The organism is Rhodobacter maritimus, from assembly GCF_058747975.1.
Genome location: NZ_CM179095.1, coordinates 2083628 through 2102500 on the forward strand (window position 1 = coordinate 2083628; position 18873 = coordinate 2102500).

17 protein-coding genes, 1 tRNA gene, 2 rRNA genes and 1 pseudogene (1 of these 21 running past the window's edge) are annotated in these 18873 nt (G+C 59.2%); 7 read left to right on the forward strand and 14 right to left on the reverse strand.

Translation table 11 applies throughout. The annotated features are described in order from the left end of the window. Window positions 1–102: 102 nt before the first annotated feature. The 6 genes and pseudogenes from AC4PTO_RS10710 to AC4PTO_RS10735 form a co-directional block, all read right to left on the reverse strand. Window positions 103–489 (reverse strand): carboxylesterase family protein, encoded by a 387-nt coding sequence (locus AC4PTO_RS10710; protein ID WP_492728334.1) that lies wholly within the window; start codon window positions 487–489, stop codon window positions 103–105. A gap of 48 nt (window positions 490–537) precedes the next feature. Further along, window positions 538–1776: a carboxylesterase/lipase family protein gene (locus AC4PTO_RS10715; protein WP_492728336.1), complete on the reverse strand. Its 1239-nt coding sequence runs from the start codon at window positions 1774–1776 to the stop codon at window positions 538–540. A 41-nt stretch (window positions 1777–1817) separates the two neighbouring features. After that, window positions 1818–2212: pseudogene (locus AC4PTO_RS10720) on the reverse strand ((R)-mandelonitrile lyase). A 26-nt stretch (window positions 2213–2238) separates the two neighbouring features. Continuing rightward, on the reverse strand, window positions 2239–2877 hold the full coding sequence (locus tag AC4PTO_RS10725) for an NADPH-dependent F420 reductase (RefSeq protein ID WP_492728338.1): 639 nt from the start codon (window positions 2875–2877) through the stop codon (window positions 2239–2241). 58 nt (window positions 2878–2935) lie between these two features. Then, on the reverse strand, window positions 2936–3691 hold the full coding sequence (locus AC4PTO_RS10730) for a carboxymuconolactone decarboxylase family protein (RefSeq protein WP_492728339.1): 756 nt from the start codon (window positions 3689–3691) through the stop codon (window positions 2936–2938). A 104-nt stretch (window positions 3692–3795) separates the two neighbouring features. Further along, on the reverse strand, window positions 3796–4725 hold the full coding sequence (locus AC4PTO_RS10735) for a LysR family transcriptional regulator (RefSeq protein ID WP_492728341.1): 930 nt from the start codon (window positions 4723–4725) through the stop codon (window positions 3796–3798). Between the two features lie 614 nt (window positions 4726–5339). Between AC4PTO_RS10735 and AC4PTO_RS10740 the strand changes: the two genes are divergently transcribed. Beyond that, window positions 5340–5693, forward strand: a complete 354-nt coding sequence (locus AC4PTO_RS10740) for a cyclophilin-like fold protein (RefSeq protein WP_492728342.1) — start codon at window positions 5340–5342, stop codon at window positions 5691–5693. Between the two features lie 438 nt (window positions 5694–6131). Here the strand turns inward: AC4PTO_RS10740 and AC4PTO_RS10745 are convergent, their stop codons facing one another. The 3 genes from AC4PTO_RS10745 to AC4PTO_RS10755 are packed head-to-tail and all read right to left on the reverse strand — an operon-like array spanning window position 6132 to window position 7659. Next, entirely contained in the window at window positions 6132–6359 is a 228-nt protein-coding gene (locus tag AC4PTO_RS10745; protein ID WP_492728344.1) for a thioredoxin family protein, read from the reverse strand. A 14-nt stretch (window positions 6360–6373) separates the two neighbouring features. After that, window positions 6374–7372 (reverse strand): permease, encoded by a 999-nt coding sequence (locus AC4PTO_RS10750; protein ID WP_492728345.1) that lies wholly within the window; start codon window positions 7370–7372, stop codon window positions 6374–6376. After that, entirely contained in the window at window positions 7369–7659 is a 291-nt protein-coding gene (locus tag AC4PTO_RS10755; protein WP_492728347.1) for an ArsR/SmtB family transcription factor, read from the reverse strand. Before AC4PTO_RS10755 ends, AC4PTO_RS10750 begins: the two co-directional genes overlap by 4 nt. Window positions 7660–8394: 735 nt before the next feature. On the opposite strand from AC4PTO_RS10755, the gene AC4PTO_RS10760 reads away from it, so the two are divergent. From AC4PTO_RS10760 to AC4PTO_RS10785, 6 genes are all read left to right on the forward strand, one after another. Beyond that, window positions 8395–9579 carry a tyrosine-type recombinase/integrase gene (locus AC4PTO_RS10760; RefSeq protein ID WP_492728348.1) on the forward strand — a complete coding sequence of 395 codons (1185 nt, stop codon included), beginning with the start codon at window positions 8395–8397 and terminating at the stop codon, window positions 9577–9579. Further along, complete coding sequence (locus tag AC4PTO_RS10765; RefSeq protein WP_492728350.1) at window positions 9566–10555, forward strand: hypothetical protein; 990 nt, start codon at window positions 9566–9568, stop codon at window positions 10553–10555. The genes AC4PTO_RS10760 and AC4PTO_RS10765 overlap by 14 nt, the downstream gene beginning before the upstream one ends. Before the next feature lie 42 nt (window positions 10556–10597). Continuing rightward, window positions 10598–10804 (forward strand): helix-turn-helix transcriptional regulator, encoded by a 207-nt coding sequence (locus AC4PTO_RS10770; protein WP_492728352.1) that lies wholly within the window; start codon window positions 10598–10600, stop codon window positions 10802–10804. Then, complete coding sequence (locus AC4PTO_RS10775) at window positions 10794–11111, forward strand: hypothetical protein (RefSeq protein ID WP_492728354.1); 318 nt, start codon at window positions 10794–10796, stop codon at window positions 11109–11111. The genes AC4PTO_RS10770 and AC4PTO_RS10775 overlap by 11 nt, the downstream gene beginning before the upstream one ends. Further along, on the forward strand, window positions 11108–13159 hold the full coding sequence (locus tag AC4PTO_RS10780) for an AICE element replication initiation protein (RefSeq protein ID WP_492728356.1): 2052 nt from the start codon (window positions 11108–11110) through the stop codon (window positions 13157–13159). Before AC4PTO_RS10775 ends, AC4PTO_RS10780 begins: the two co-directional genes overlap by 4 nt. Before the next feature lie 385 nt (window positions 13160–13544). After that, window positions 13545–14252 carry an AbiV family abortive infection protein gene (locus AC4PTO_RS10785; protein WP_492728357.1) on the forward strand — a complete coding sequence of 236 codons (708 nt, stop codon included), beginning with the start codon at window positions 13545–13547 and terminating at the stop codon, window positions 14250–14252. Window positions 14253–14449: 197 nt separating this feature from the next. Here AC4PTO_RS10785 and AC4PTO_RS10790 read toward each other — a convergent pair whose 3' ends face one another. From AC4PTO_RS10790 to AC4PTO_RS10810, 5 genes are all read right to left on the reverse strand, one after another. Then, window positions 14450–15571, reverse strand: a complete 1122-nt coding sequence (locus AC4PTO_RS10790) for a hypothetical protein (RefSeq protein ID WP_492728359.1) — start codon at window positions 15569–15571, stop codon at window positions 14450–14452. Then, window positions 15571–16752 (reverse strand): hypothetical protein, encoded by a 1182-nt coding sequence (locus AC4PTO_RS10795; RefSeq protein ID WP_492728361.1) that lies wholly within the window; start codon window positions 16750–16752, stop codon window positions 15571–15573. The genes AC4PTO_RS10790 and AC4PTO_RS10795 overlap by 1 nt, the downstream gene beginning before the upstream one ends. A 415-nt stretch (window positions 16753–17167) precedes the next feature. Then, window positions 17168–17244, reverse strand: a tRNA-Met gene (locus tag AC4PTO_RS10800). A gap of 186 nt (window positions 17245–17430) precedes the next feature. After that, a 5S ribosomal RNA gene (rrf, locus tag AC4PTO_RS10805) occupies window positions 17431–17545 on the reverse strand. 78 nt (window positions 17546–17623) lie between these two features. Further along, window positions 17624–18873, reverse strand: a 23S ribosomal RNA gene (locus tag AC4PTO_RS10810); it runs 1582 nt beyond the window's last position.

An 18873-nucleotide genomic window follows, 5' to 3' on the forward strand; every position in this document is an offset into this window, starting at 1 on the left:
CTGGAAAATAGTTCATCCGGGATGCGGTGATAATCCGGCCAGACATCAACTGACTTATGAGGCCAGCACATGAATGACCGAACCTGCCGCCCCATTCATGGATCACTCGGCTCCGGCGCGTTCCCGCAAATGGGTCAGGAAAAGCCGGGCGATGGCGGGGTCGATGAACGGGGCGGCACGGCTTGTTATATCGAGATGCATCGCCAGGCGCCCCTCGGATGAATATTCCGGCCAGTCGGGCAGGCCTGGCGCCGTCGGCTTCCCGGTCTTCGCAAACTGCACCCAGGCCGTCGAGACGGTGCGGGCGAGCGTCGCGCCCCCTGCCCCGCCCCCCGTCATGACGATGCCCGCCTCGGTCGTTGCATTGTCGAAGACAAAAGGGATCTCGATCGTGTGGGGCGAATAGAGCTTCCCTTCGTGGATCGGTGTCTGCCAGGCGAAGCGATAGGCATACACACCTCCGGCGCCGGACGAAGCGCGCAGATCCATGATTTCCGAGTTAAAGGCCCCCATGGCGTAGTCGGAAAAAACGCGGAACTAGAGCGCCGAAGGGTCGTCGCTCGGAAAATCGCGCCGGTAGGCTGCAAGGATCTGCGGCGTGTCCTGCGGGCCGAAAACTTGCGTTACACGGCCTTCCAGCCCGGCATCGTCAAGCGCGTAGGCCGCCTTGTCCCCAAGCATGAACAGCGTGAACTCGGTGCCGGTCTGCCCTATCAGTAGCGGTATGTCGCGGGCGGTTTCGGCCACGTTGGGGTGGTAGACGTGGCGCGGGATGAAATCGCCATCGACGACGGGCCAGAAGCCGCTCGGAAAGCCGGGGGCTTGAAAGGACATCGGGGGCTGGGCCATCACCGCCGCCTGCGCCGCGACCACCTGTGTGAACGAGATATCTTGCAACGCCGATGCATTCTCTGGCCCGATCCCCAGTTCGGCAAGCACGGCACCGGCGACCTCGTCGGCCTGTTCCGGGGTCATGAAACGGGTCAGCGGGCCGCTTTCAACAATGGCTCGATGGAACAGCCCCCTGGCCGCCGGCACACCCAGCATCGTGTTCACCTTCCAGCCTCCACCCGATTCCCCGAAGATCGTCACAAGGCCGGGATTGCCGCCGAACCCGGCTATATTGTCGCGCACCCATTCCAGTGCCGCGACAATATCCTTGATGCCAAGATTGGCACTGTCGGCAAACTCACCGCCAAGAACGCGCGAGAAATCCGTCAGGCCCGATGCCCCGAGCCGGTGGTTGAGCGTCACGACCACCACGTCACCACGCCCGGCAAGGTTCTCGCCGTCATAGATCGCGCAGGAACCGCTGCCGCTGATCCAGCCTCCACCATGCAGCCAGACCATGACGGGAAGCGTGCCATCCGCGTCTTCCGGCGCCCAGATGTTAAGCGCAAGACAATCGTCCCCGGGACGGACATAAGATGGCTCGGCAAAAGCCGGCGTGACGGGTGTTCCCCCGACCGGATCTGCCTCAGACTGCGGGGCGCTGTCGGCATAGCGCGTGGCATCGCGCGGTCCGATCCAGGGCCGGACAGGCCGCGGTGGCGCGAAACGGTTCGGGCCTGCGATGCTCTGGGCGTAGGGAATACCAAGGAAGCGGTTCACGCCACCAAGGCGCAGGCCTCGGACCTGACCTGCAGAGGTCTCGACAACGGGTGCGGCGACGGTCTGAGCGCCAAGTGGCAACCCCGGGGCAAGAAGCGCCGCGGCGCCAGTCACAACGACGGTGCGGCGATTGAGGCGGGTTCGGTCTCGGAACGTCGGCGTCATCGCCATTCACTCTTGTAATCCATCAGGAAGAAAATTCGGCCTTAACCGAGGTAGTCTGCCTGAGAGACATGCTCCATCCATATGACGGCGCTGCCATCGATGCTTTCCTGGATCGCGATATGGCTCATCACGGTGTCGGGGGACGCGCCGTGCCAGTGTTTTTCGCCCGCGGGAAACCAGACGATATCACCTTGGGACACCTCCTCGACGGGGCCGCCCGCTCGCTGGACCCGGCCGCGGCCGAAGGTGATAATCAGCGTCGCCCCGCCGGGTGGGTGTGCCAGGCGGTGCGCGCTCCGGGTTCGAAGGTGACATGGGCACCGGCAACGCGGCCGGGGTCTTCGGCGGCAAACATAGGGTCGATCCGGACGGTTCCGGTGAACCAGTCAGCGGGGCCGGGATTCGACGGTGCAGTGCCTGAGCGAATGATCTTCATGCAGGATCTCCTTGCCTTTCGCGCGGTCAACCGCGCAGTTTCTCAAAACGATAGGTAAGCGCCGGCCCGCCCGGCTGAACGTAGGCGAGTTCAACCGTCGCCATGGCGAAGGGCTCGATGAAGCGTGCATTGCGAAGGCCCCCGGCTTCCAGCGCCTCGAAGCCGATATCACGGATCAGGCCATGGGCAATTCGCTTGGCCCCGTCATCGTCGCCATAGGCAAGGACTTGCGGGGCGGGTGATCGCCCCCTGCTGGCAAAGACCGGCGCGAAACTTTCGGATGGGGTGGTATTGAAGCACGATACCCAGCGGGCCTGCGGGCGCATTCGGGCCAGTTCCTCGGCACCGCTTGTCGTCATTCCGACAACGATCTCCGTATTGGCCTCGTTCAGTGGAACGCAGCAATTCAGCACCACCCGCCCCGCCAGATCGCCCGCCTGTTCGAGCACGTCGGGAATGCGCGACCAGTGGACGGCGAGCAATAGCACGTCTGCCCCCTCCACGGCGCGGGAGACCGGGCCATGTGCCGCACCGCACGCATGCGCTAGTCGTTCGAGTTTCGCCTCATTGCGGGCATAGGAGAAGGTCACCTCGTGCCCGCATTCCGCCCAGAGGCGGCCAAGCTTTGCGCCCATCAAGCCCGATCCGAGAATGCCGATCTTCATAAGATGCCTCCTGTCGACGGTGTCGGCCGGAACCTGTCCGACCAGGCCGAGATCGCTCTTAGCGGCTTTCGAAGACCTGCTTGGCTACTGGCAGGGCCGAAAAGACCTTTGGCCATCCCGCATAGAAAGCCAGATGCGAAAGCATGGCGCCAGCCTCTTGCTGCGTGAACCCGTTATCCATGGCCCGGTTCAAGTGGAAGGTCATCTGCTCGGGCTGGCCTGCTGCGACAAGGGCGGCCACCGTGATCACGCTGCGATCACGCGGTGCAAGGCCCGGACGCAGCCAAAGATCGCGGAACAACAGTTCGCGCGTGGTGTCCACGACGCCGATGCTGACCGCACCATAAAGACCGCTGACAAGATCCTCACGGGCAGCTTCGGCCTTTTCGTCCTGGGCCAACAACTCCGGATCCGCCCCCGGCAAATCGGAGACGGAAATGCCGCGCGCCTCATAAACGGGCGCCATGGCAACGGCCGCGGCAGTCGCGTTGCCCCAACCGCTGTAGAAGGCCAGATGCGCGATGGCCTCGGACAGTTCGGCGGGCGTCACGCCGGCGTCGAGGGCAAGCTCGACAAAGGCGCCGAGGTTTTCCACCTCGTGCCGCGTCACGAGCGCGGCAAAGGTCACAAGCGCACGGTCGCGCAGGGACAGCGCCTCGGCGGCCCAGACGGTGCCGAAAAGATCGTCGACGGAATAGGCCTCAAGCGCCGGTGAAATCCGCCCGACAGCTTCGGGAAGGGTTTTGGCAACTTCCTGCGCGGCAGCGCCAGAGGCGATCAGGGCCAGGACAGAGGCGGCAATACAGATTTTCATCGGGTTGTCCTTCCAAGGGGTGGTTTCCCGATGATGTGTTACTTCGTGTGACGAGTTTAATGCCCCGGGCGATCACGCCACTCATGATCCAGACTCATGAACACTTACCCCCGCTCGCGCAATGCCTCCAGAACGACACCGAAGGCCGAAGACGGCCGCTGGCGGCTTGGGTAATACAGGTGGAAGCCGGGAAAGGACGGGCAATAGTCGTCAAGGCAGGGCTTGAGCGCCCCCGAGGCAAGATGCTCGGTCGCAAGGCGTTCGGGGATCAGCGCCAGTCCATGGCCATCCTTTGCGGCCCGCATTACCGGGTTGATCGTATTGAAACACGCCTGCCCCTGAACCTTGACGCGAATTTCATTTCCATCCCGGTCTTCGAATTCCCAAGCATAAAGAGCGCCATGCGTGGACAATCGAAGGTTGATGCAACGATGACCGGCCAAATCCTGAGGTGTTTCGGGAATACCGGCTGCATCGAAATATTCCGGCGCACCGACGCAGATCATGCGCTCATCCGGGCCGATCCGCATCGAAATCATGCCCTCGCTGACCTGCTCGCCATACCGAACCCCGGCATCGCATTGCGACGAGGCAAGATCGGTATAGCCATAGTCCATCACAAGCTCGACATTGACCGAGGGATATTGCTTCAGAACCGGCGACAGCCTGGGCCAGAGGATCGTCTCGATCGCGTATTCCACGGCAACGATCCGCACCGTGCCGGTCGGTTGATCGCGGGCATCGTTCAGCGCGCGAAGCCGCGCCTCGATTGTCTCGAAGCAGGGGTTAAGCGTTGCCAGGAGATCTTCGCCCTCCAGCGTGGGGGCAACGGAACGGGTCGTGCGGGTCAGCAACCGCAGGCCGAGCCGCTGCTCAAGCCCCTTGATGGTATGGCTGAGTGCCGATTGCGAAACATTGAGCCTTGCGGCGGCGCGTGTGAAACTTCGCTCCTCCGCAACTGCGGCAAGGGCAATAAGGTCGTTGATGTTCTCACGAAGCATGAAGGCGGCCTTGATCTGCGTGTCGAGGATCATGTCAGGTCTCCTTCACGATATATGGGGGTGACTCATGAAGTCCACCGATTATGCAAACACGGCCTCGGCTGGATCAGTCGATCGCGCAAGACGAAAGGAAAGCGACCCGCGGTGATGGCTTGGACCTCTTTGCCATCACATGTATGCCACAGACCGCACGAGGTCCGCGTGCGGCCAAGCTGCTGGAGGTGCATGGTTGCGAATGGTGCGATCATGACAGCGCGTCTCCATCGGCCAAACGGAAGGTTAATGCGCGTGGGAAGGCGGGATAATACCCTGGTGACGGGACGCGCCCATGAGGCCCGCTCATGAAACCACAGAAAATTCCTCCTGCGCGCGGCAATTGATTGGTGAGCTGTACTCATGAACGCTAGTCGCTTCGCGCTCTCAATTACGTGGATGAGAACCGCTAGGTTGTTCCCACAGCGCCAAGCAAGGCGCGTCGACAGGAAAGTACACGGTTTCAGGAGGCTTCCATGAGACGTTCCGGGCGGGGCGCCGCTATCTTGCTTGCGGCAAATGCACTGTCATTCGCCGCCCTCAGCCCGGCAATGGCCGACGGGAGCGTCGACGCGCCCGCCCGGAATGGAACGGTACAAGAGTTGGAAACAGATATGCAGATCACCGTCATCGCACAACAGGCCACGCTGGTTTACGACCTCAACGAAAGCACGGCCGCCAAGGAGCTTTACGCCCAGCTTTCGATGGATATCGAAGTGGAGAATTACGGCGGGATCGAAAAGATCTTCTATCCGCCCAGGAAACTGGAAACCGCCGACACCCCCTTGGCTAGGAGCGTGCAGACCGGCACCCTGGCCTATTACGCCCCATGGGGCGATGTGGTGATGTTCTACGACAGCTTTCGCCCCGCGCCGGGCCTTTATGAGCTGGGCCAGATCGTCTCGGGGCGCGAAGATATCGAGGTGCTGTCCGGCACGATCCGCATCGAAAAATCCGGCGGACAGTAGCGTTTTCCGGGGGCAAGAACCGCATTTTTGCGCATCAACCGCCTCCGGTCATGAACGGCTCTCGGCCCTACACCGCCGATCCCTCGGCCGCGGCTCGGCGCAAGGTTCCTTCCAGCGGCACAACCGCCGATAGTGTTTTCAAGATCGTCCCATATTTCAGGATGTTGCAATGCAGAAGATTGAGGTGCTGATCCGTTTTAGGCTGTCCACGACAATTCCATCGCGGACTAAGGCCAGCCTCGGCGGTGCAATATGACGCATCGCCTCAAGAAGGACCACGCTCTCCTTCAGCATGCAGGCGCCAGTGCCGACAACAACAACTCGGCCGGGTTCGTCGCGTCCCGCCGCCCGGCAAGATCGTTATAGAGCGTCACCTTGGCCTCCTTGGCCATGGCAAGGCCGCCATGCACGTCGATACGGCGCGCACGCGATACGCCATCAGATCAGCTTTTCAATCTCTTCCGGTGTCAGAACCTTGCCGGTCGAGACGACTTTCTCATCCACGACGAGGCCCGGCGTCGACATGACGCCATAGGCCGCAATCTCGGCAAAATCGGTGACCTTGACGATCTCGGCCTGCTTGCCTGCGGCTTCGGCTGCGGCCCGGGCGTTCTCGCCGAGGGTCACGCATTTCTTGCAGCCCGAGCCGAGGATCTTGATGATCATATCCAGTTCCTTTCTCAGATGAACCAGTTGGAAATCGTGTTGAAGATCAGGCCGATCGACAGGATGCCGACGGTCACGACCCCCGTGAACACAACCAGAAGCGGTAATTTCACCACGCGCTTGAGCATGATGAGCGAGGGCAGCGACAGCGCGGTGACCGCCATCATGAATGCCAGCACCGTGCCAAGCCCTACCCCCTTGCCCACCAGAGCCTCGGCGATGGGCAAGGTGCCGAAGATATCCGCATACATCGGGACCCCCACCAGCACGGCGACCGGGACCGACCACCACTTGTCCTGCCCTAGCAAGGTGGAAATCACCTCGGCCGGCACCCAGTTATGGATGGCCGCCCCGATACCAACGCCAATCAGCACATAGGGCCAGACCCGGTGGACAATCTCCACCACCTGATCGCGGGCATAAGAAAGCCGGTCGCCCCGCGACATTGTCCCGATCTCGTTCGAAACCGGGACAGAGTGCACGAACTCTGCAACATGGGTTTCCATCCCCAACCGGCCGATCACGGTGCCCCCTGCGACGGCCACGACCAGGCCCACGGCAACATAGGCCAACGCAATGGGCCAGCTGAAAATCGAAGCGAGCAGGATCACCGAGGCAAGATCCACTAGTGGCGAGGAGATCAGGAAAGAAAACGTCACCGCCAGCGGCAAACCTGCCGCAGTGAAGCCAATGAACAGCGGGATCGACGAGCACGAGCAGAATGGGGTCAGCGTTCCCAGAAGGGCCGCCAGAATATTGGCCCCCAGACCCGAGCGCCCGCCCAGCATAGTCCGTGTCCGTTCGGGCGGAAAATGGCTCTGCACATAGGAGATGACAAAGATCAGCACCGACAGCAGGATGAAGATCTTGACCACATCGTAGACAAAGAACTGCGCCGATCCACCGATCCGCGAGGCCGGATCGATCCCGATAGCTGTAAGACCCTGCCCCACCAGCTCGTCGAGCCAGACCATCCGCAAGAGTTGGTCGTTCATCCACCCGAACACACTCACGCCCCGGCCTCCTCAGCCATCCCGTCCGGAGCCAACGCCGCATCGACCAACCTGGCCAGGAGGGGCGACAGATCCGGGTTCATCCGGTAACGCACCCATTGCGCGTCACGCCGGTCTCGCACCAATCCGGCCTGTTTCAGGATCTGCATGTGGCGCGAGATCCGGCTCTGGGTCGCTCCAAGATCGCGCATCAATTCGCAGACACAATGCTCGGCCCCGTCCGCAAGAAGGCGCATCGCCGCAAGACGGGTAGGCTCGGCAAGTGCGGAAAGGACTGTAAGAATCACGGCGGCCCCCCTGCTTTTGCGCATTTGCGCATAAGCGGTAAAGTGGCGACATGACCTAGATCATCAACGTATTCGACGCGGGCAGCATTCGGCGCGCCGGGCTCGTTTCAAGTCCTTTCCTTGTGGCCGCCTACCTTTCCGCCCCATGAGCCGCTGTATTTTACCCTTTTTCGTCGCTCTCATTCGCTCTCGTTCGGCTAAGATTTACGGTTCTTGGCGCGCAATGTTTCTGTGTTGTGACAACTGAGCTTGCGTTGACGGGTTCAGGAAGCGCGGGGGATGTACAGTCGCAACGGGATGTCATGGAAAGTAAGCGTTGCATCTGACCCCGCCTGTCGCGTCTACCATGGAAAGAAGCCGCGGTCATTGAAGGCGCTTCTTGAGGCCCGGCAAGCTCCGCTGCCCTTTAGCCACACCTTTGAGTGTGCGCCTTGTGCTTCCAGAGTGCTTCCACGGGCTCAGGCGCAACGCAAACGACCGACCAAGGGCGGCGCGTAACGCATTGATGTGTATGGTATTTTTTGGTTGCGGGGGTAGGATTTGAACCTACGACCTTCAGGTTATGAGCCTCATCGTCGTATGTTTGCTTTACTTTGTGCATAATGTTTCTTTGTTGTTTTATCAGTACGTTAGGCACCATACTGCTTTGAGAATGTTTGCTGCGGATTGTCCATTTTTGCGCCACAGTGTAGCACCAGCGTAGCACCAAGGCGGCACCGCACAGGAGGCGCGAGCATGGCGAGCCATCATCTGAACTTCACCAAGGCTGCGCTATTGAAAGCCCCGCCTGCCTCCAGGGGCAGCAAGGATTACTACTACGACGAGAAGGAGAAGGGCCTTGTCCTGGCGGTGACGCCTGCCGGGAGCAAAAGTTTCTATCTCTACAAACGGGTTGAGAGTCGCCCCGAGCGCATCCTGTTGGGCCGCTTCCCCGATATGAGCATCGAGAATGCCCGCAAGGCGGCGATGAGCGCCAAGGGGGCGATTGCAGCGGGCAAGAACCCGCAGAAGGAGCGCCGCGCGATCCGCGACGAAATGACCTTTGGCGCGCTCTTTTCCGAATACCTGGAGAAATACTCCAAGGTGCATAAGCGCTCCTGGGCCTATGACGAGCGCGAGGTGAACAAATTCCTCTCGCACTGGTTCAAGCGCCGTATCTCCACCATCGAAAAGCACGAGGTGGAGCGGTTACATGCTAAGGTGGGCAAGGATAACGGCCAGACCCAGGCGAACCGCCTGCTTGAGCGCATCCGCTCGATCTTCAACAAGGCGATTGACTGGGGATGGGACGGGACCAACCCGGCCATCGGGATCAAAAAATACCGCGAGGTCAGCCGAGATCGGTTCTTGCAGCCCGACGAGTTGCCGCGCTTTTTCGAGGCCCTGGGTAATGAGCCGAACGAGGCCGCGCGGGATTTCTTCATGCTTTCGCTCCTGACGGGCGCGCGGAAATCGAACCTGCTGGCGATGCGGTGGAAGGATGTGAGCTTCACCACCGCGACCTGGCGCATCCCCGAGACGAAGAACGGCGAGGCGCAGGTGGTCCACCTGCCCGGCCCTGCAATGGAACTCCTGACGCATCGCAAGCTGGCCTCCGAAAGCCCCTGGGTCTTTCCTGGCGAGGGCCGCACCGGCCACTTGGCGGACCCCAAGAAAGCCTGGGGGCGCATTCTGGCCGAGGCCGGGATTGAAGACCTGCGCATCCACGACCTGCGCCGGACGCTCGGCAGCTACCAGGCCGCCACCGGGGCGAATGGTTACATCATCGGCAAGTCGCTTGGCCACAAGAGCCAGCAATCCACCGCGATCTATGCCCGCCTCAACCTCGATCCCGTGCGGGACTCGGTGAACAAGGCCACCGAGGCGATGTTGGGATATGCGGGCGCGCGACTGAAGGAAGAGGCTGATGATCAACAGTGATGGTGAGTTCATGGCGAGCTATCGAGAAGCGCTCGCCAGCTATCAGCCTTCCGATCTTGAAACCATCTTTGCGACGGCGGGCCTGAGCGACCCCGGCGCGCGCGCCATCGGGATCGACTTTCTGGCGATTGCAGGGGCTTTTTATCTGCGTCGTCGCGGCGACCAGACTGCAACGGCATCGCGCTCCGAAGTGCTCAGGCAATTGCGCCGCGCCCAGAAATCAAGCCGCGACCTGGCCGATAGCCTGATGACGGCATTGCAAGACCGATCCATGATCGGCGCGGTCATGGATGCAAGCCGCCAACTACGGCAAGCTTATCCGGATGATCAGACGCGAGAGCGTGACTCCTTCCGCATTCTGGATGCGATCTTTCCGCTCTCCGGCTCAGGGGAAGGCTTCCGGTACGAAGGGCTGGCACACGCCCTCAACCTGCTGGCGCTTTGCCTAGCCTCCGTGGAAGCGGAAGCGATTCAGAAGCCTGACATCGGACGTATCCACGCTTTGCGCCCGTGGAGCCTATTGATGGTCACATATTGGCTCGAAACCTTCGGGGAGCCGCCGAGAACCGGGCATTACGACAAAGAGACGGCGGAATATTCCTCGACTGCAATCGCAGCCCTGACCCAAGCGGCTCAATGCCTAGACAAGGAACTGACGAGCCGTCTGGTCGTGAAAGCGCTGACCGAGGCCACAGCTTCACTGGAACAGAGCGCTTTAGAAGTGGGGCTGCTGCTCAGTATCGGCTTCTCCGAACTAATCGCGTCAGGAGAGGCGCATGCCCCCAACGACGCGCTTCTGGGCTTCAGCGGCATCCCTGCCGATCTGCTCTCTGGCCTGCAATCGCTCCCTCTACCAGAAGGGCACCTGCCGCGCGAGCGGGCGATCGTTTCCAAGGACGAGTTCTTTGAAACACTCAAATCGTCGGAAGCGGGGAAAATGTTGTTACAGGGTTTGATGGCGAACGACGACGATTGACGAGATGGTTTCTTCGTTAACCTAACCAGCGAGGAAACCTCTGTGCAACAATCCCTTAAGACCCTTCTGACCCCCCAGAACGTGGCCGACCGCCTTGGCGTCTCCACCACCACCTTGAGCACCTGGCGCTGCACGAAACGCTATCCGCTGGCCTATGTGAAGGTGGGGCGTCTCGTGCGCTATCGCCTGGGCGACGTGGAAGCCTTCGAACTCGCCCGCCTTCAGGAGGTGGCCGCCAATGACAACTGATCGCCCCCTGCCCCGCCATGTCCTCTTGGTCACCGTGAACGAATGCTGCCTGCGCAACTGGCCCGCCCTGGTGCAGACCTGGCTCCCCCAGGGCCGCAAGATGGGCGAGGAATGGGTGGCGCTGAATCCGACCCGCGCCGATACCCGGCTCGGCTCGTTCAAGGTCAATCTGCGCCTGGGCAAGTGGGCCGACTTCGCCACGGGCGACAAGGGCGGCGATCCTGTGAGCCTCTACGCCTACCTGAACGGGCTGCCGCAGATGAAGGCCGCGCGAGAACTGGTCGATACCTGGGGGATGCGCGCATGAGCACGATTGCCACGCTGAGCCACCCCAAGGCGGGCAAGCCATCAGCCCAATATGTTTATCGGGACGAAGACGGGCGCGCGGTTCTGGTCGCCAACCGTTACAATAAGGGCGAGGGCAAATTCTTCCTCCCCTATAATATGGTAACGGGTGAGTGGAGCGCCCCCGAGCATCGCCCGCTCTACCGCGTGGATGAGTTGATCGCCGCGAACGAAAACCGCGCCGTGATCCTTGTCGAGGGGGAGAAATGCGCGGATGCGCTCGCCGATCTCGGCTTTCTCGCCACCACGACGTTCGGGGGCGCCCAGGCCGCCCACAAGACGGATATCTCCGCCCTGAAGGGGCGCCGCGTGATCATCTGGCCGGACAAGGATGAGCCGGGCGCGAAATATGCCGAACGGCTCTCGGTCGCATTGCACGAGGCGTTCGGCACTGCGCCGAAGGTCATCCCGACCGCTGACCTGGCCCTGCATAAGGTACGATATCCCAAAGGGGATGCGCCGCCGATATCTTATAATAAGGGGTGGGATGCGGCGGATGCCGTCGCCGAAGGCTGGACTGCCGAGCACATAAAGAAACTCGCGCAACTCGCCACGCCGTTAGCCAATCCTGTGGCTAAGGCTGGCGAAGAGTCGCACGCGGCGGAGCCTCCCCTTAACGATAGCCTCTTTGAGGAGGTGGAGTTCTGGCACACACCCGACAAGCGCCCCTTCGCGTCGATCCGGCGCGAGGGTCATTGGGAGACATTTGCCTTGGAAAGCTCCGCCTTCAAGCGCCTCCTGGCCTATGAGGAATATCGCACCACCGGGAAGACCCTGCCGAGCGCCAAGCTGGATGACACGGTGCGCCAGATGGTCGGCCAGGCCCTCTTTGAGGGTCAGGAGCGCCCTGCCCCCTTGCGCATCGGCAAGACCGCGCAGGGCTTTGCCCTGGATCTCGGGACGCCCGATTGTTCATGCGTGGAGGTGACGCCCGAGGGCTGGCACATGCGCCAAGCCAAGGAGCCGCGCTTCCGGCGCAGCAATGGTCTGGCGCCCCTCCCGATCCCGGTTCCTGGCAGCGGCGACGTGGGCCTGTTGCGGGACTTCGTGAACATCGGCAGCGAGGCCGATTTCCAGCTTATGGTAGGCTGGCTCCTGGGCGCGCTGCGCCCGGATGGCCCCTATCCTATCCTGGTACTCTCGGGGGAGCAGGGCTGCGCCAAAAGCACGGCCACGAAGGTGCTGCGCGCCCTGGTCGATCCCTCCACCCTGGAAACCCGGTCCTTCCCTGGCGACGAGCGCGACCTGGTAATTGCGGCGCAGGGCGCGCATGTTCTGGCCTTCGACAACCTGTCGCGGATCAAGCCCGCTATGGCAGATTGCCTGTGCAGGCTTTCCACCGGGGGCGGCTTTGCCACCCGTAAACTTCACAGCGACGCAGACGAGGTGTTGTTCCAAGCCACCCGGCCCCTGATCCTGAACGGGATTCCCGACCTGGCCGAGCGCGCGGACCTGGCGGACAGGGCGATCATCCTGACCCTGCCGACGATCCCCGAGAGCGCCCGCGCCTTCGAAAGCGATTTCTGGGAAAGGTTCGAGGCGGCGCGCCCGCGCATCCTGGCGGGGCTTCTGGACGCCGCGAGCCACGCTCTTGCCCATAGCGCCGCTGTGCGGCTCTCGGAGCGCCCCAGGCTGGCGGACTTCGCCAGGTGGGTTACCGCCGCCGAACCAGCCCTGGGCTGGCCTGAGGGGGCGTTCTTGGCGGCCTACCAGGCGAACCGGTGCGAAAGCGAGGCCGTGGCCATCGACAACAACATGGTGGCGACCCTCTTGCTGCGCTTCATGCAGGATCGGCCCGGTTGGCGCGGCACCGCGAGCGACCTGATCCATGCACTGCGCAATCTCTTCCCGAGCGAAACCGACAGCGCCGAGACCTTCCCGCGCAAACCCAATCACTTCGGCAGCGAGTTGCGCCGCGCGACGCCGCTCCTGCGCCGCCAGGGCGTTACGGTGGAGTATCAGCGCACGGGCAAGACGCGAGAGCGAGTGATCTCCCTGTCTCACGCCTGAGAGCCTAGCGCTCCTGGCCGGGGAATTTCTCAGGCCAGGCGCGCCGATCTGTCACCCAAGGACAGGGGAAGCTTTGGATGGCTGAAAGGGCGGAGCCAATCACGCCCAAACCCGGCTAACCGTTGTCCGCCCTTGTCCGCCTTGTCCGCCAATCAACCCTTATTCGCTTGGCGGCGGACAACGGCGGACAAGGCGGACAACGGAAGGGGAAGGTTCGGCCCTAAGCTGCCAGTCGGCCCCTGTTGGACGCTGCCTAGCAGCATCCCCAAACCGGACGTTCATGCTTGGCACAGCGAGATCGAGCAGGCGCAGTCTGCTATGCGGGACATGGCTGCCGTTCGCGCTTAAGGTACAGTCCTGATTCCTCGACATTTCAGGAGTACCCATGGGTTCACCGCATTTACCCACACTGACGGCAACGCTTCTCCGCTCTTACAGTGAAGCCGCTCTCCGCAATGCCGATGAACTGCTCGCTGAAGCATCGCTTTTACTTGAACATGACCACATGGCCCGGGCTTACTTTTTGGCTGTGGCGTGTGTTGAGGAAGCGGGTAAAGCGCTGCTCGCTTTCGATTCACAGAACCGGAACCTGTCCGACCCAGCGGTCTGCACTAAGCTGAAAAAGTCAATGGAAAGCCACGGAGAGAAGATCAATTATGCATTGAGCATGTGGGCCATGAGTAGCCCGGATCAGCGTGAATCGATACGGGTAGCGTCAAATATAATCGCTCACGTTAAGCACGGGCGCGAACCGTCGATGTACAGCGACCTACGCACAGATCCGGATCGGGTGCAGACGCCGCGCGAAGTTGTCCGCGATAGTGCCGCACGGAATTGTGTCAGGCTCGCAAAGAACTGCCTCGCGTATGCGCACCGCCACCTAGTCGAGAAAACACCGGCGACGTTCACCACCGCTCAGGATAGGCTCTTCACGATGAAGTCAGCTAAGTTTCAGGAGTTGCTCAAAATCGAGGACTTCTGGTGGTACTATATTTCGCGAATGGAAGCCGGGCAGCAAGACATTGCAGAAGCGGTGCTCGGATACGAACGAGATCACATCAAGACTGGCATGCCGTTTTGTCCTGCGCCGTAACGAGCGCCGCACTTGTGCGCCCGTCCTGAGCGGCCGCAGTGGGCTCTTCGCGTCGACCTGCCTGCCCACCCCCTGGTGCTGGGCTCAGTTCGCCGCAGCTCCGGAAACGCGCAGCCGGCCCTTTGCGGTCTCTTAACGTCTTCCTAGCAATCTACGATCGCAACCCGCGTTTCAGACGTTCGTCGCGATCGCAGTGTTCAAACACCTAATCCTTTCGACAACAATCTGCCGTACTTCGCGTCGAAAGCCTTCAGGAATTCACACAAATAGAGCGTAAGCGCCTGATAGTCTTGACTACTCGGCATATCGGCATCAGGGTCTTCACGATCTTCATGGTGTACCAACGAATTTCGAGCGAAATACACTCGTCGCCCAAAGGCATCACGCTTTGCATTCGGGTCGTTGGTTATCTCCTTGAAAAACTCTTCGGTCGTCTCAATCTCTTCCATCTCTGGAGAGCTGGCCAATAAGAACAATTCAGAAATGGAATCTTTTTCCTTCGCGTTCCAGCGCAAATCGTCTCTACATCTGTCACGCAACTCTAGGAGTGAAGTCTCAGGTTTTGTAACACTCCTCAACTTATTGATCCAAGGGAAATAGAAAAGGCTTTCAAGACATCTATAAATGTCTAGGAATGCATGTCGCCATTGAGCAGCATTGACTGCTTGTTCTAGATTGAAGCTACTGCAACCCACCGCACCATCGAGTGAAATTATCGCTCTGGCTACACTGTCAGTAAGAATTGGTGATCGCAATTGGGGGCTTGCGGCAGCAATTTTGAGGCTTATCTCTGATATCTCTTTTCCGTGAAGTGCATTACCTGCACTAACTACAAAAACGCAAACCGCTTGGTAAGCATTTTTTAGCTCTGTCAAATGATGACCTGAGTAATGTTCGTCTATGACGTCAAGAATATTAAGAGCGCTAGCTGCATTTCGGAATTCATTGGTCAATTTCATAAAACCGGGAAGCTCTTTCACAACCAGCAACAATGTGGCTTCATCGAACTCCGCCGATGTCCAATCGTATTTTTCTAAGAGAAATTCTTCGAGGGACTGAACTTCCTGCTCATTAAGGGAGGGGGCGCAAACAAGCAGTAGCTCCAGCTCCCCCTCATTTGCAATAGCAACGAACCCACCATTTGCAATGGGCGACGCACGAGACCGATCAAACTTCAAGTTTTTAAACCGCTTGAACTGCTCCTGACGCCTATCCTCATCGATGTCAGCCGTTTTTAGTAAATGCGCTTGTTTGAAGCCGCTCGCATCTACAAGAGGCCTAAAAACCGCTTTCACATAGTCTTTGTAATCGCGCGCCATTAGCTCAGCCAGCAGGGTGTCATATCCTGAAGTTCATCGCCGCGGTTCAACAAGGTTGAGAACGAGCGAACAAACAAATCTTTCTCAAAACGACCAACTTGGCCAGATCTTTGGTTCAAGCGGTCGTTAAGCGTTTCAAGCTGCAAGAAGATCGCCAGCTCCGCTAAGCTCATTTTATCAAGCCGGCCAGTCAATGCGTCGATAGTGCGTTCTGCCCCCGACATTTTATTTTCGGTGGCGGACCAGTCTATATTGAAACCGGGAGCGTCGAAAAGGTGGATGGCTGTAGCCACGAAGAAGCCAGTTAGAGCCGGCTCATTGTTAAAGAAGTCTTTTCCTGACGAAATACGGACACTACCGACATCCACAACTTCATCTAGTCTAGAAAAGGCAAAATCAAGATTTACCAGAAGAGTGAACGTCCGGATGAAGTAATCCACAAATTCTTCGTGCGCACTCGACTCAATTGCATCAAGTCTGGCAAAATCTTCTGCAACCCGATCTTTTAGATCAAACTCTGCACGACGTGCCGAGAAGGCCAGAAAAAGCCGCACAATCGTACTTGCTTGGTACTTTCCGGCGGAACGGCGCCTCTTCTCGTCGTCCTTAGAGTATATTTCAACTCCTGCCGGAGCGTGGTCCCTTACGACCCGCACGAGTTGCGAGTACACAGTTTCTAGCTGTCTTGCGATTTCCCAAGGGACTTGTCCTGTATTCAGGATCAACATCCGGTAGATCAGACTCCCGATCTTTTGTGTTGACCAAACCTCCACACGGACTTCCTGTTTCAACACCTCAGGGTTTAAGTCGCTTGCCTCACGCAACGCAGTTGTCCGCTGCATTCCATCGATTATCGATATATCATCGGAAGGCAGTCTTTGAAGTATATTTAACACTTCCTGACTGGTCCTTGCCGCTGAGATTCCTTCCTGATCTTTTTTAGAGCAAAGGACACCAAGCACAACGGGAGGAATGATGGCGCCTTTGGATATGTCGGTGACGAGGCGCTGCCTTATGGTCTTCGCCGTTTTGCTCTTGAGTGCTGATCTCTGAAACTCGATGCCGCCTTTCTCTTCATATGCAGCTTCAATTAATTGAAGATAATCATTAACTCTCAGCGATATGAGGGTAGAATCGCATTCAATTCGATGGTCTTTCAAGGAATGCATGAGGTCTGGCAAAGAATTCTCCTTCGTGGCGCCCTCGTAGAGCACGTTTCTGGACAAGGCGGCGACCGTGGTGCGGCGGATGATAATCCTGAAAATGCATTCTACGCGCAACCTGAAATTTCGCTACAACGCAAGGAGACCAATGACGTTCGAGCCTGAAAGGGGATGATGTTCGCCACCCCTCGGAAGACGTCTAACGTCGGCTTTGGCTTGACTTAAAGCGAACTCTCGCGCCCGCAACGAACGGCCGCTTCCCGCCCACTTATGCGGTTGCTGGGGTTGCGCTTGCCAGGGGGCCGGGTTGATGATGCTCCCCGTCCGTCTTGCTTCGCTCTGCGCCGTAGCACCGGTGTAGCACCGGCTCGCCTGGCCCAAACGCGGAAAGCGCCCCGTGGGGCGCCCTATCGTTGTTATTATTGGATTATTTTGGTTGCGGGGGTAGGATTTGAACCTACGACCTTCAGGTTATGAGCCTGACGAGCTACCGGGCTGCTCTACCCCGCGTCCGTTGAGCGTTTTGGGTCAGGGGTTTGTGCTTTGGTCCCCTGGCGGAAGCGTTGCGCGGGGTTTCGATCGCGCGTCGGTCTTCCGTTGCGGGCGCTCATGTTCCCGCGTTGTATGGGCCCCTTGGGCATGGTTATGTGCTTTGGGGCCGTGATCGTTTCGAGAGAACGTATCGCTTCTTTCTAGGTTTGGCGGTGACCTACTCTCCCACGTCTTGAGACGCAGTACCATTGGCGCGACGGCACTTAACGGCCGAGTTCGGAAAGGGATCGGGTGTTTTGCTCGTGCTATGACCACCAAACCGAGGAAGAAGCGTATCCAAGTCAAGTTATTGCGTATACCTGCTTTCGATCCATTGGAAGCCTGGCTTCTACTGGATCAAATCAAGCCTATCGAGCAATTAGTACCGGTCAACTGAACGCATTGCTGCGCTTACATCTCCGGCCTATCGACGTGGTGGTCTTCCACGGCTCTCAAGGGATACCTGGTTTTGAGGGGGGCTTCCCGCTTAGATGCCTTCAGCGGTTATCCTGTCCGTTCATAGCTACCCAGCACTACCGTTGGCACGATAACTGGTCCACCAGTGGAACGTTCACCCCGGTCCTCTCGTACTAGGGGCAACTCCTCTCAAGTATCCTACACCCACGGCAGATAGGGACCGAACTGTCTCACGACGTTCTAAACCCAGCTCACGTACCTCTTTAAATGGCGAACAGCCATACCCTTGGGACCTGCTCCAGCCCCAGGATGAGATGAGCCGACATCGAGGTGCCAAACGATGCCGTCGATATGGACTCTTGGGCATCATCAGCCTGTTATCCCCAGCGTACCTTTTATCCGTTGAGCGATGGCCCTTCCACTCGGGACCACCGGATCACTATGGCCGACTTTCGTCTCTGCTCGACTTGTCAGTCTTGCAGTCAGGCTGGCTTCTGCCATTGCACTCAACGAGCGATTTCCGACCGCTCTGAGCCAACCTTCGCGCGCCTCCGTTACTCTTTGGGAGGCGACCGCCCCAGTCAAACTACCCACCACGCAGGGTCCCGGATCCGGATAACGGACCGCGGTTAGACATCAAGAGTGCGAAGGGTGGTATCTCAAGGGAGGCTCCACGGGAACTGGCGTCCCCGCTTCGAAGCCTACCACCTATCCTGCACATCACAATCCTGATGCCAGTGCGAAGCTATAGTAAAGGTGCATGGGGTCTTTCCGTCTAACCGCGGGTAGTGTGCATCTTGACACACAGTTCAATTTCGCTGAGTCCACGTTTGAGACAGCGGGGAGATCGTTACGCCATTCGTGCAGGTCGGAACTTACCCGACAAGGAATTTCGCTACCTTAGGACCGTTATAGTTACGGCCGCCGTTTACTGGGGCTTCAATTCGGAGCTTGCACCCCTCCTTTTAACCTTCCAGCACCGGGCAGGCGTCAGACTGTATACGTCGCCTTACGGCTTCGCACAGCCCTGTGTTTTAAGTAAACAGTCGCCACCCCCTGGTTTGTGCCCCCGGCCCATAGTTGCCTACGAACCGGGCCTCCTTCTCGCGAACTTACGGAGGCATTTTGCCGAGTTCCTTAAACGTGGTTCTCTCAAGCGCCTTGGTATTCTCTACCAGTCCACCTGTGTCG